This is a genomic window from Sphingosinicella flava (genome assembly GCF_016025255.1).
Taxonomy (GTDB): domain Bacteria; phylum Pseudomonadota; class Alphaproteobacteria; order Sphingomonadales; family Sphingomonadaceae; genus Allosphingosinicella; species Allosphingosinicella flava.
Genome location: NZ_CP065592.1, coordinates 1,958,361 through 1,971,584, shown reverse-complemented (window position 1 = coordinate 1,971,584; position 13,224 = coordinate 1,958,361). Strand labels below are relative to the sequence as shown.

Below are 13,224 nucleotides of genomic sequence, written 5' to 3'. Positions count from 1 at the left end.
CACAGCCTATCCAGCCTTTATCGCTTGTCCCATGGCGACGAAGGCGAAGACGGACGGCGGGCCGACCCCGATGATGGCGCAATATCTGGCGCTCAAGGCCGAGGCGTCCGATTGCCTGCTCTTCTACCGCATGGGCGATTTCTTCGAGCTGTTCTTCGACGATGCCAAGGCCGCTGCGGGGTGCCTCGACATCGCGCTGACCGCGCGCGGCGAGCATGACGGCGAACCGGTGCCGATGTGCGGCGTTCCCGTCCACGCCGCCGAGGCCTATCTCGCCCGCCTTATCAAAAGCGGCTTCCGCGTCGCCATCGCCGAGCAGACCGAAAGCCCCGCCGAGGCCAAGAAGCGCGGCGGCAAGACCCTGGTGTCGCGCGCCATCGTCCGCGTCGTGACGGCGGGCACGCTGACCGAGGAAGCCCTGCTCGACAGCCGCGCCGCCAACTGGCTGGCGGCGGTCGCGAAGGTCGGCGAGCGCTACGGCATCGCGGCAGCGGACGTGTCGACCGGCCTGTTCGAGCTCTTTTCCGTCGCTCCCGGCGCGCTCGATGCGGAACTCGCCCGCCTCGCCGCCTCGGAGGTTGTGGCCCCCGAACATTACGAAGCCCTGGCCGGATGCGACCTGCGCGAGCGGCGCAGCGGCTTCGACAGCGTGACCGCCGAACGGCACCTGAAGGAGCGGTTCGAGGTCGCCACCCTCGACGGCTTCGGCCAGTTCGACCGCGCGGCGCTCTGCGCGGCGGGCGGCCTCCTCGCCTATCTCGACGAAGTGGCGCGCGACTCGCTGCCCTTCCTCCGCCCGCCCGCGCCGCGCCGCGCCGACGGGCATATGATGATCGATGCCGCGACGCGCGAAAGCCTGGAGCTATGCGTCTCGCAAGCCGGCACCCGCGCGGGCAGCCTGCTCGCCGCCGTCGACCGCACCGTCACCGGCGCTGGCGCCCGCCTGCTCGCCGCCGACATCGGCGCGCCCCTGCTCGATCCGGCAAGGATCGGCGAGCGGCTGGACCTTGTCACCCTCTTCGAAGGCGATGCGGGCCTGCGCGACGGCCTCCGCCGCCAATTGAAAGCCCTGCCCGACATCGGCCGCGCCCTCGGCCGCTTAGTGGCGGGGCGCGGCAGTCCGCGCGATCTCGGCCAACTCCGCGACGGTCTCGACGAAGCCAGACGCCTTCACGACAGGCTCGCCGCGCGCGGAGAGCGGCCTACCTTGCTCGACGCCCTGCTTCCCGCCCTCACTGGCCACGGCGCTCTGGTCGATCTCCTCTCCCGCGCTCTCGTCCCCGCGCCGCCCATCGACACCGCGGGCGGCGGCTATATCGCCGAAGGCTATGACGCCGCCCTCGACGCGCTCCGCAGCACGGGTGGCGAGGGGCGCCGCGCCATCGCGGCGCTGGAGGCACGCTACCGCCAGCAGACCGGCATCGCGACCTTGAAGATCAGGCATAATGCCGTGCTCGGCTATCATATCGAAGTTTCGGCGCGGCACGCCGATCCGCTAATGGCCGCGGATTCGGGCTTCACCCACCGCCAGACCCTCGCCGGCGTCGTCCGCTTCAACGCACCCGACCTTCATGAACAGGCGATGCGCGTCGGCCAGGCGGGCGCCCACGCGCTGGCGGCCGAGGCGGCGCATCTGGAAGAACTGATTGCCGAAGCCCTGAAGCGCGCCCATCCCATCGCCGCCGCCGCCGACGCGCTTGCCCGCCTGGACGTCGCCGCCGCGCTCGCCGAGCGCGCGGCGGAAGGCGGCTGGTGCCGTCCGCAATTCGAGGATCGCAATTGCTTCGAGGTCGAGGGCGGCCGCCATCCGGTCGTGGAAGAAGCCCTGAAGGCCAGCGGCGCGCGCTTCGTCGCCAACGATTGCGGCCTGTCCGAAGCCTCCCGCCTGTGGCTCGTCACCGGCCCGAACATGGGCGGCAAATCGACCTTCCTGCGCCAGAACGCACTGATCGCGGTGCTCGCCCAGGCGGGATCCTACGTGCCCGCCGCAAGGGCCGTGCTCGGCCCGGTCGACCGCCTGTTCAGCCGCGTCGGCGCCTCGGACAATCTCGCGCGCGGCCGATCCACCTTCATGGTCGAGATGGTCGAAACCGCCGCCATTCTCGCCCAGGCGACGGAGCGGAGCTTCGTCATTCTCGACGAAGTCGGGCGCGGCACTTCCACTTATGATGGTCTCGCCATCGCCTGGGCGGTGGTGGAGGGCATTCACGACCGCAACAAGTGCCGCTGCCTGTTCGCCACCCATTATCACGAGCTGACCCGTCTCGCCGAGCGATTGGACGCCCTCTCCCTCCACCATGTCCGCGCGCGCGAGTGGAAGGGTGAGCTCGTCTTTCTCCACGAAGTCGCCGAAGGCCCGGCCGACCGCAGCTACGGCCTCGCCGTCGCCAAGCTCGCGGGCATGCCCCCGCCCGTCCTCGCCCGCGCCAAGGCGGTGCTGGCGAAGCTCGAGGAAGGGAAAGCCGCGACCGGCGGCATTGCGGCAGGCCTCGACGACCTCCCCCTTTTCGCCGCGACCGCCGCGCAAGAGGATACTGCCCCTGATCCCTTGATCGAGATGCTCGCCGGGGTCGACGCAGACGCGCTCAGCCCCCGCGAGGCGCTCGATCTCGTCTACCAATTGAAGCGGCTGGCGGCGGAGCAAAGCTAGTCAGTGCTCCTGCGAAAGCAGGAGCCCAGTCATACCACCGGTGCCGCTGGGTTCCTGCTTGCGCAGGAACGCACTACACTATCGACATGCCGATCCGCGACACAGCGATTCCCAACCGGCGCGCCATCATTGACCGGCGCGCGCTCGCCGACCGGCTGGATGCGATCGGCCGCGAGGAAGGACGGCGGCAAAAGGCGGTTGACCTTCTGAAGAAAGCCTTGGCCTCGGGCCGCGCCGAAATCGCCCGCCGCCTCGCCGAAACGCCTTACGCAGGCACGGAAATCGCGGCGGCTTACGCCTTCCTCACCGACCAAATCCTGCGCCTCGTCCACGATTTTACCGTGACGCACCTTCATCCGCTCGCCAATCCGACCGCGGCCGAGCGGCTGCTGCTGCTCGCCGTCGGCGGCTATGGGCGCGGCGAAATGGCGCTCCATTCGGACGTCGACATCGCTTTCATCACCCCCTGGAAGCCCAATGGCTGGCCCGAACAGGCGATCGAATCGATGCTCTACATGCTGTGGGATCTGGGCCTGAAGATCGGCCATAGCAGCCGCAGCCTCGACGAGACGATTGGCGCGGCGATGAAGGACCATACCGTCCGCACCGCCATCCTCGAATCCCGCTATCTCTGGGGCGACGAGCGGCTGCATGACGAGGTCGTTGCCCGCTTCTGGCGTGAGGTCGTGGGTGACAAGGCGGGGGCCTTCGTCAACGAAAAATTGGAGGAACGCGACGCCCGCCACCGCAAATTGGGCGACAGCCGCTACGTCGTCGAACCCAATGTGAAGGATGGCAAAGGCGGCCTGCGCGATCTTCACACCCTCTATTGGATCGGCAAATATGCCTATCGCGTGACGTCCGTCCCGGACCTGGTCGAAAAAGGCCTGCTCACCCCCGATGAACTCCGCCGCTTCCAGAAGGCCGAGCGTTTCCTATGGGCGGTGCGCTGCCACCTCCACATCCTCGCCGGACGGCCGGAGGAGCGCCTGACCTTCGATGTCCAGCGCGAGATCGCGGAACGGATGCATTATGCCAACCGCCCGGGGCGCTCGGCGGTCGAGCGGTTCATGCAGCATTATTTTCTGACCGCGAAAGCGGTGGGCGATTTGACTGGTCTCTTCCTTGCGCACTTGGACGAGAAGTTCGCGCAGAAGGAACGCCGCTTCGGCCTCCCCACCCTGCGCCGCCGCCCGCGCAAGCTCGAAGGCTTCGTCCTCGACAAGGGCCGCCTCGCCCTCCCCTCCGACGATTTTCTTGGCCGTGATCCCGTCCGCCTCATCCAGATGTTCGCCCTCGCGGACCTTCACAACCTCGAAATCCACCCCCTTGCCATGCGGGCGGCAGGGCGGGACGCCAAGCTGATCGACGCCGCCGTGCGGGCGGACAGACGCGCCAACGCCCTCTTCCTCGACGTGCTCACCAGCCCGCGCGATCCGGAAACCGTATTGCGCTGGATGAACGAGGCGGGCGTGTTCGGCCGCTTCGTGCCCGATTTCGGCCGCGTCGTCGCGCAGATGCAGTTCGACATGTATCATCACTACACAGTCGACGAGCATTCGATCCGCGCCATCGGCCTTCTCTCCCGCATCGAGAAGGGGGAGTTGAAGGAAGATCACCCGCTCTCCACTGGCCTCTTCAAGCGCATCTCATCGCGGCGCGCGCTCTACGTCGCCGTCCTTCTCCACGACATCGCCAAGGGTCGGGGCGGCGACCACAGCATCCTCGGTGCCGAAATTGCGGACCACCTCTGCCCCCGTCTCGGCCTCGACGAAGCCGAAACCCAGACGGTCGCCTGGCTGGTGCGCTGGCATCTCCTCATGTCCGCGACCGCCTTCAAGCGCGACCTCAGCGACCCCGAAACCATCGCCGATTTCGCGGAGCGGGTAAAAAGCCCGGAGCGGCTGCGCCTCCTCCTGATGCTCACCGTCGTCGACATTCGCGCCGTGGGTCCGGGCGTCTGGAACGGCTGGAAGCGACAGCTGCTGCGCACCCTTTTCGAAAGCGCGGAGGAGCTTTTGCGGCTCGGCCACAAGCAAAAGGGCCGCGCCGAACGGATCGCCGCCATCCAGGACGACCTTGCCGCCCGCCTCCGCTGGGACGATAGCCGCTTCGCCCGGCTCACTACGCGGTTCGCCGATTCCTATTGGCTCGCCGAGCCGCTGGACGTTGTGGAGCGCAACGCCCGGCTGATGGACGAAGCCGACCGGATTCCCGACGGCGGACCGGCGCTCGCGCTCAATGCGGAGGAGGAGCGGGGCGCAACCCTGATCACCCTTTATGCCAAGGATCAACCAGGCCTCTTCTACCGCACCGCGGCGGCGATCAGCTTGGGCGGCGGCAATATCATCGACGCGCGCATTCACACGACCTTGGACGGCATGGCGCTCGACAATTTTCTGGTTCAGGGCGCGGACGGCGCGCCTTGCTGCGACCGTTACCAGCTCGAGCGATTGGAAAAGGCAGTGCTCGCCGCCGCCTCAGGCCATGAGCCTGAGATTGCCCGGCTTGAAGCGCGCGCGTTGCCCCTGCCGCGTGCCGAAGCCTTCCCCATTCAACCCGCCGTGTTCATCGATAACGAGGCGTCGAGCCGCTACACGATCGTCGAGGTCAACGCCCGCGATCGCGCCGCCTTGCTGAGCGGCCTGGCGGGCGCGATCCTGCAGTCGAAAATGAGCATCCATTCCGCCCACATCGCCACCTATGGCGAACGCGCGGTCGACGTCTTCTATCTGACCGATGCCAAGGGCGGAAAGATCGAAAGCCCGGCCAAGCTCAAGGCGCTTCACAAGCATTTGGCGGCCGCGGCGGGTGGCGAGCGGCCAATAAAAGCGCGGAACGCAGCTTAAGCCTCTTTGTGTTCCGGCGCAGGCCGGAACCCAGCCGTTCTTTCGATACCGTTGGGCGGCCGTAGTTTATTTGCGCTGCGCCGGAGGGCCGGAGCCCAATAGACGTTGGTAAGGAAAAGGCCCCCTGTTCGAAAACAGGAGGCCCTTTCTGCCTTAAAGATGCGGGCGCTTAGAAGCGGCCGCGAACCGTCAGACCGTAGGTACGCGGCTCGGCCAGGTAGGTCGAGAAGAGCTGGTTCGCCGTGGCGAAGCCTGGTGCCCCGAAAGCCGCGACCTGCGCCCGGCTGTTCGCGCCCTGGAACGGCGAATTGAACGCAACCTGCTGATATTCCTCGTCCAGCAAATTCTGCGCCCAAAGTTCCACCGCCCAGCGCTCGTCCGGGCCCCGCACGCCGATGCGGGCGTTGACGACCGCATAGCCGTCCTGTTCCTTTTCCGGGAATAGGTCGGAGCCGGTATTATAGTCCGACGTCATGCGGCTATCGACATAGACGAGGCCGGTGAGGCCGCTATTGCCGATTTCCGGCGTCCAGGAGACGGACGTCGTCACGACATGCTCCGGCGCGTTCGATACATTGTCGCCCGGCAGCAGGAACAGGAACGGATCGAGCGGATCGGTGCCCGCACCGGTCAGGTTGTTCCGGTACTTGGTCTGGGCGTAGGTATAGCCGAGATTGACATTGAGATCGCGCGACGGGCGAAGCGAGGCTTCAACCTCGACCCCGCGCGAGCGCACGCCCGCTTTCTTGTCGCCCGAGCAGGCGCCGGTCGCCGCCGACGCGTCGCGGTCGCCGCCGCCCAGATCGTCCGCGCAGGATCCGATATTCTGGACGATGAACACCGATCCGTTGAAGGTGTTGAGCTGGAAGTTTTTGAACTCCTGCCAGAAACCGGCGACGTTCAGCGTGAAGCCGCGGCCGCCATATTTGAAGCCGATTTCATATGCGTCGACCTTCTCCGCCGCGAAGCGCAGATCTTCGACGTCGCCATTGTCGCGAATGCCAAGCGTCGGGTTGGCGCCCACCGGGCGGGTGCCGAGCGCCGAGCGGTCAAGATTGTAGCCGCCCGCCTTATAGCCCTTCGAATAGCTGGCATAGGTCATCAGGTCTTCGGTCGGCTTGAACGAAAGGATGCCGGTACCAGTCAGCTCGCCGTCGTCAAACTCGTCGCTGAGATCGAGACCGTTGAGCGATGTGCTGGAATTGCCTTGGCAGGTCAGGGTTACGATCCCGCCCACGACCTGCTGCAATTGCGCGCGATTGGCCGCGGTCAGCGTCGGATCGGCGCTGATCTGAGCGAGAAGCGGCAGCAAGGATGCCTGTTGGGCCGGGCATGCCGCATTGTTGTTGTTGAAATCCGCCCGGAATTTCTTGTTCTCGTTCGTGTAGCGGAGGCCGAGCGTGACACTCAGCTGATCCGTGATGTTGAAAATATTGTGCGTAAAGAACGCATAATTGGTGCTGTCCTGATAATAATTCGCACGAATATCGCCCACATCGCTGACGAAGCCCAAGCGATCGAGGCCACTCAAGATTGTCCCCGCGCGCGCTAAGCCTGTCGCACCACCGCCAGCAAGGCCCGCAATCTGACCTGCCAGTGCCTGTCGGTAGTTGATTGGAAAACCAGGAACTTGCTCAGTGCTCACGCAACCGGGTCGGCCAACGCGAACCAAAGCCGGATTGTTAAGGCCTGCCACAACGCGGCAGGCGGCGAATGCCCCATAATCTTCGCCGAATCGCGTGTTATCGGCGACGTGCAGGTCTTCATTGGCGAAATAAGCGCCGACCAGCCAGTCGAGCCTGTCCTCGAACGCCGATCCCTGGAGCCGCAGCTCCTGGCTGAACGTCTCGAACTTCCTGAAATTGTTCCCATCCGCCGGGCGATAGGCGATGTCGGCGCGGCCATAGTCGATGTCCCCCGCACCGCCAGCCTTGTAGCCGCGATAGGCGGTGATCGAGGTGAGGGTGCCGAAGCCGGCATCCCAATCGATCTGTCCCGACAAGCCGTAATCCTCGGTCTCGTTGCGATAGGTCCGGCCCGGCGTCACGGATGCGACACGGTTGTACGGGTTCTGGCGGTAAGGATTGCCGTTCACGCTGTTGGGGAAGGTTTCGCCCAATGCCTGCAGGATATTCACGATGCGGTTCGTGGGGCGATAGGCATAGTCGCCCGCCACGCCTGGGGTCGGATCGTAGGTTTCCCGCGTTTCGAGATAGACGGCGCCGCAGCAGCTTTCATCGCGCTTGGAATAATCGCCGATCAAGCGGACTTCGAAATCGCTGCTCGGCTCATAGGACAGCTGTCCGCGCACGAAATAGCGGTCGCGGTCGTTGAGGCGGCTTTCGGTGCCGCCCTGCGGATCGTTGACCTTCAAATAGCCGTCGCGCTGCACCCAGACGCCGTCCAGGCGATAGCCAAGGCCGCTCTCTCCGATCGGTCCGGTTATGCCTGCGCCGAGGCGGAGCAGGTCGTAATTGCCGTAGGTGAACTCGCCATAGCCTTCCATCGCGTTGAGGTTCGGCTTCTTCGACACGATGTTGAGAATGCCCGCCGACGCATTGCGGCCGAAGAGGGTACCCTGCGGCCCGCGCAGCACTTCGACGCGGTCGATCTCGCCAAGCTCGTTGAGGCCGATGCCGGTGCGCGAGCGGTAGACGCCGTCGATGAACACGGCGACCGAGCTTTCGAGGCCGGGATTGTCGCCGACCGTGCCGATGCCGCGGATACGGGCGGAACCGTTCGATTCAGAACCCGTCGACGAGACGAGAAGCGACGGCGCGAGCTGGTTGAGCGCGCGGATATCGGTCGCCCCCGAATTCTGCAGGGCTTCGGCATCCACGACGTTCACCGCCAGCGGCACGTCTTGCAGAATCTGCTCACGGCCTTGCGCGGTAACGATGATGTCGTTGGCTTCGTCGATATCCTGGTCCTGCTGAACCGCGGCGGATTGTTCGGTGACGGTGGTCTGGCTCGTCTCGCTGCTATTGTCCTGCGCGTAAGCCGGCACGGACATCGCCAGCGCCCCCGCCGACAGCAACCAAATTGATTTCGTCATTGCCCTCTCCCAACTGAAATTGGTTTCTTTTGAAGGGAGCCTATCGAAAAGAAAGGGGGTCAGCCAGCAGGATAATGGCGGAATCGCGCCGCTTTCGCAGGATTCATTGCAAATTCGCAACAAGATAGTTTCAAACGAAAACTGGCTAGAAGGCACCCCGTGCAGCTTGCCGTTACGGAAAGCGCCAAAGCCGCCATATCCTGCCGGGGCGGCAATTCGCATGTGCAGCATGAAAAAAGGCGGACGAGAAGCCTGAAAGACCTCTTCCGCCCGCCCTTTGAGAGCATCGGCGATGGGCTAAGCCCTTATTTCGGCGCGAGCACCATCAGCATCTGGCGGCCTTCCATGCGCGGATGCTGCTCGACCTTCGCATCGGCTTCGGTATCGGCCTGGACGCGCTGAAGGAGTTGCATGCCGAGCTGCCCGTGAGCGAGCTCGCGGCCACGGAAGCGCAAGGTTACCTTCACCTTGTCGCCTTCGCCGATGAACTTGTGGATCGACTTCATCTTCACGTCGTAATCGTGATCGTCGATATTGGGACGCATCTTGATCTCCTTGATCTCCTGCGTCTTCTGGCTCTTGCGGGCGAGGTTCGCCTTTTTCTGCGCCTCGTATTTATATTTGCCTACGTCCAAAAATTTGGCGACGGGCGGGTCGGCGTTGGGCGACACTTCGACGAGGTCGAGGCCGACTTCCGCCGCCTGCTCAATCGCCTCACGCGTGAACATCACACCCAGATTCTCGCCATCTCCATCGATGACGCGCACCTTTGGAGACTGAATGAACTCGTTATAGCGGGGGCCATTCATGGGCGGCGCCATCGGGCGCCGGTTCAGAGGGGGACGTATAGCACAATCTCCATGTGGTTCAGAAGGACAGGCCTTCACCTAGTCGCTGACGCGAGGAATTGGAAGATGCAGCCGCCAGGCCGCTTCAGATTTCGCGCCATAATGTGTAGCGCCGAAGATTGCGCGTGCCCCTTAAGAGGGCTCGTTCATCAAGTCGATAAGGCTTACGCCACCGCCCGCCAGAATGTGGATGCCGTTGGCCGTGCCTGTGGCAAAGGCATCTTTCCAGAATTGGAAATTCTGCTTGCCCCCGAAAATCGTGGCTGACAACGAACGGTTTTTCCAAAGCGGAAGCCGTGAAAAATTGATCACGAAATGCTCTAAGCTCTTCCAAACCTGTTCCGACAACGGTTTATGAAATGGCCGGTCCTTATCCCAGGTCTTTCCGCCTGCAATGACGCTGGTCTGGCACACGATCATCGCCAGTTCGATCCAGGCATAAAGGATCTCCTCGCGGCCCATGCGATGGGCACGCAGATGTTCGTCGGGAACTACCTCGCCTTTTTGCACCTTGCTTTCGATTTTGCCGCTCCCCACCTCGAAGTCATAAAATCCGACATAGATGTGGGCGGCGACGAGATTCAGGAAACGCACAATCTGTTCCCGCTCCAGATCGCGCGGATTTTCCCCGGCTTCCGATTTGTAATCGGCTGGCGTGTCCAGCATTCCGCCAAAGATCATCTGCGAATAGATCGCTTTTTCGACCGCGCTGTAGGAAATAGGTCGTTCCGTTCCCTTACCGCCCATTTCAATGAAATCGCGCAGTCTATTGTCAGGATGGTAGGTGACATCGTTTCGTTGCGCATCGATAATGTAACGCTTCATCTGCGCTTGTTCGCCCTTGAAGTGATCGACGAGCTGCTGCTCGGTGAAGCTCGTATAATCGCTGGGATGCTGACGATCCGATAGGAATCTTAGAACCCTGTCCCTCAAGATGCTCGCGCCAAGATGACGTTGCGTGGCCTTGTCAAAGGCAACTTGCCGGAGCGTCGTCCCGGCTCGCGTATTCGCGGTCAGCAAGAGATCCCGGTCGGGGTTAACGAACAAGCGGATCGGGAGCGCACGCACGCCCAAGAGAATCTGGGCCGCAGCCTTATGCTGACCATCGAAGATACGAACGCGTGAACCGCCCTCTTCCGTGGTGTCGATCCATCCCAAAGGCACATGCAATTGCGGGAAGCCGCGGAAAAATTCTTCGATGAGACCTCGAATATTATTGCCTATGCCGCGGGGGTTGAGCGTGTCGTCGTGAAATAGATATTCGATCGGGAGGTGGAGGAATACATATTCGAGGTCTGACAATTTATCCCTGAATAGAGGCGCTGACCGGATGGATGGATCGCCGACAGCGGCATATGAATAGCTGATCGCCGCTTTGTCTTGCGAGAGCTGGAACTTCAGCGGGTGGCGGCCTCCTTGGGAATGATCGAGGATATGGCCGAGATTGATGCCTCGCGGATCGGTGATACCGCTACGCATGGCTTCCAGTCTTGCCAGGATTCTGGCGATTCGCAGATCGGACGCTTGCTTGCTGCGATTATAGCTGCTGAAGGTCAGTGCCCAATTGGATTTGTCGTCTTTTCCGCCGTCTCGAGTGGGAATGACATGATCTATGTCCAGATCATGCTCGTGCAGCAGGAGGTCTATCGCGCTGTCGGAAATGTAGCATTTCCCATTTTGCGAGGCCCAGAGTTCCTGAATAAGCGTTTTGCGGTCCCCCGCCGACAATTGCCGCAACCCTAGAGACATTCCCCCTCCATCCCTTTGAGTCGGAATGGTGCTTCAATAATTCGGGCGAGGCAAGTCGCGCTAGACACCGCGCAGATCGGGCGGTGTCGCCTCGGCGCGGAGCATGGCGATGAGATCATCGACCTTCACCACCTGCTGCCCGTCCTGGCCCAGGCGGCGGACGGCCACCGTGCCTTCTTCCGCCTCGCGCTTGCCGACGACCAGCAGGGCCGGAACCTTGGCGAGGCTATGCTCGCGAACCTTGTAGTTGATCTTCTCGTTGCGCGTGTCGGTTTCGATCCGCAGTCCCGCGGCGGCGAGCTTCGCGCGCACCTCTTCGGCATAATCGTCGGCGTCCGATACGATGGTCGCGACCACCGCCTGCACCGGCGCGAGCCAGAGCGGGAAACGCCCGGCATGATGCTCGATGAGGATGCCGATGAACCGCTCGAACGTGCCGAGAATGGCGCGGTGTAGCATGACCGGACGGTGGCGCTGGCCGTCCTCGCCGACATAGCTCGCGTCGAGCCGTTCCGGCAGCACCGTGTCCGTCTGCAGCGTGCCGCACTGCCAGGTCCGGCCGATCGCGTCGGTCAGGTGGAATTCGAGTTTCGGCGCGTAGAAGGCGCCTTCGCCCGGCAGTTCCTCCCATCCGAATTCAGGCGTCGCGCGCCCGGTCGCCGCGACCGCGTCGCGCAAGCTCTGCTCGGCCCAATCCCACATTTCGTCCGACCCGAACCTTTTTTCGGGCCGCAGCGCCAGCTTGATCGCATAGCTTTCGAAGCCGAGATCCCGATAGACCGCGTCGAGCAGGTCGCAAAAGGCGCGCACTTCCTCGACCAGCTGATCCTGCCGGCAGAAGATATGCGCATCGTCCTGCGTGAATTGCCGCACCCGCATGATACCGTGCAGCGCGCCATGCGCTTCGTTCCTGTGGCAGCAGCCGAATTCGGCGAGGCGCATCGGCAGATCGCGATAGGATGTGATGCCCTGGCGGAAGACCTGGACGTGGGCCGGGCAGTTCATGGGCTTGAGCGCCATCCACGACGCCTCGCCCGAAATCACCGGTCCTTCTTCATCGGTATTGGGCACTTCGTCCGGCACCACGAACATATTCTCGCGATATTTGCCCCAGTGACCGGATTGCTCCCACAGCCGCGCGTCCATCAGCTGCGGCGTCTTGATCTCCTGATAGCCCGCCGCATCCAATCTGCGGCGCATATAGGCTTCGAGGCTCCGCCAGATCACCCAGCCCTTGGGGTGCCAGAAGACCGATCCCTGCGCTTCGGGCTGGAGATGGAAAAGGTCCATTTCCTGCCCGATCTTGCGGTGATCGCGCTTCGCCGCTTCCTCGAGCCGGTGAAGGTGCGCGTCCAATTGCTTCTTGTTGAGCCACGCCGTGCCGTAGATGCGCGAGAGCATCGCATTCTTCTGGTCGCCGCGCCAATAAGCGCCCGACACGCGCGTCAACTTGAACGCCTGCGGATCCAATTTGCCGGTCGAGGCGAGATGCGGCCCCCGGCACATGTCCATCCATTTGTCGCCCGACCAATAGACGGTCAGCTCCTCGCCCTCCGGCAGCTCCGCCGCCCATTCGGCCTTGAACGTCTCGCCCTGGGCCTTGAAGCGGGCGATCAGGTCGTCGCGTGTCCACACTTCGCGGCGCAGCGGCTGGTCGGCCCGGATGATCCGCCGCATCTCTTCCTCGATGGCGGGCAGGTCTTCGTCGGTGAACGGCCGGCCCTTGTGCGCGAAATCGTAATAGAAGCCGTCGTCGGTCGCCGGACCGAAGGTGATCTGCGTCCCCGGATACAAATTCTGCACCGCCTCGGCGAGGATATGGGCGAAATCGTGCCGGGCGAGTTCCAGCGCGTCCACCTCGTCGCGGCTCGTCACCAGCGCGAGATCGGAATCGCCTTCGAACGGCCGCATGATGTCGCGCAGCTCGCCGTTCACCCGCGCCGCGATCGCCGCCTTGGCGAGGCCCGGCCCGATCGCCGCCGCGACGTCTCCCGGCGTGGTGCCCGGCGCCACTTCGCGGACGGAACCGTCGGGAAGGGCGATCTTGAACATCTCGGACATGGGAAACCTTGG

Annotated in this window: 6 protein-coding genes; 2 read left to right on the top strand and 4 right to left on the bottom strand. The window is 63.5% G+C overall.

What is annotated here, in order from left to right:
• Positions 1–31 precede the first annotated feature (31 nt).
• Positions 32–2,650, top strand: a complete 2,619-nt coding sequence (gene mutS / locus IC614_RS10080) for a DNA mismatch repair protein MutS (protein WP_226372632.1) — start codon at positions 32–34, stop codon at positions 2,648–2,650.
• Positions 2,651–2,736: 86 nt separating this feature from the next.
• Positions 2,737–5,499 (top strand): [protein-PII] uridylyltransferase, encoded by a 2,763-nt coding sequence (locus IC614_RS10075; protein WP_200971258.1) that lies wholly within the window; start codon positions 2,737–2,739, stop codon positions 5,497–5,499.
• A gap of 169 nt (positions 5,500–5,668) precedes the next feature.
• Here IC614_RS10075 and IC614_RS10070 read toward each other — a convergent pair whose 3' ends face one another.
• The 4 genes from IC614_RS10070 to thrS form a co-directional block, all read right to left on the bottom strand.
• Positions 5,669–8,554 carry a TonB-dependent receptor gene (locus IC614_RS10070; protein ID WP_200971257.1) on the bottom strand — a complete coding sequence of 962 codons (2,886 nt, stop codon included), beginning with the start codon at positions 8,552–8,554 and terminating at the stop codon, positions 5,669–5,671.
• A 305-nt stretch (positions 8,555–8,859) separates the two neighbouring features.
• Positions 8,860–9,375: a translation initiation factor IF-3 gene (infC, locus tag IC614_RS10065; protein WP_200971256.1), complete on the bottom strand. Its 516-nt coding sequence runs from the start codon at positions 9,373–9,375 to the stop codon at positions 8,860–8,862.
• A 159-nt stretch (positions 9,376–9,534) separates the two neighbouring features.
• Complete coding sequence (locus IC614_RS10060; protein WP_200971255.1) at positions 9,535–11,151, bottom strand: HNH endonuclease; 1,617 nt, start codon at positions 11,149–11,151, stop codon at positions 9,535–9,537.
• A 60-nt stretch (positions 11,152–11,211) separates the two neighbouring features.
• Positions 11,212–13,212, bottom strand: a complete 2,001-nt coding sequence (gene thrS / locus IC614_RS10055) for a threonine--tRNA ligase (protein WP_200971254.1) — start codon at positions 13,210–13,212, stop codon at positions 11,212–11,214.
• Positions 13,213–13,224 lie beyond the last annotated feature (12 nt).

What these genes read in the sequence shown, in the direction of transcription:
- IC614_RS10075 (WP_200971258.1), top strand. Translation starts at nt 2,737, where the DNA reads ATGCCGATCCGCGACACAGCGATTCCCAACCGGCGCGCCATCATTGAC.
- thrS (WP_200971254.1), bottom strand. Translation starts at nt 13,212, where the DNA reads ATGTCCGAGATGTTCAAGATCGCCCTTCCCGACGGTTCCGTCCGCGAA.
- IC614_RS10070 (WP_200971257.1), bottom strand. Translation starts at nt 8,554, where the DNA reads ATGACGAAATCAATTTGGTTGCTGTCGGCGGGGGCGCTGGCGATGTCC.
- mutS (WP_226372632.1), top strand. Translation starts at nt 32, where the DNA reads ATGGCGACGAAGGCGAAGACGGACGGCGGGCCGACCCCGATGATGGCG.
- infC (WP_200971256.1), bottom strand. Translation starts at nt 9,375, where the DNA reads ATGGCGCCGCCCATGAATGGCCCCCGCTATAACGAGTTCATTCAGTCT.
- IC614_RS10060 (WP_200971255.1), bottom strand. Translation starts at nt 11,151, where the DNA reads ATGTCTCTAGGGTTGCGGCAATTGTCGGCGGGGGACCGCAAAACGCTT.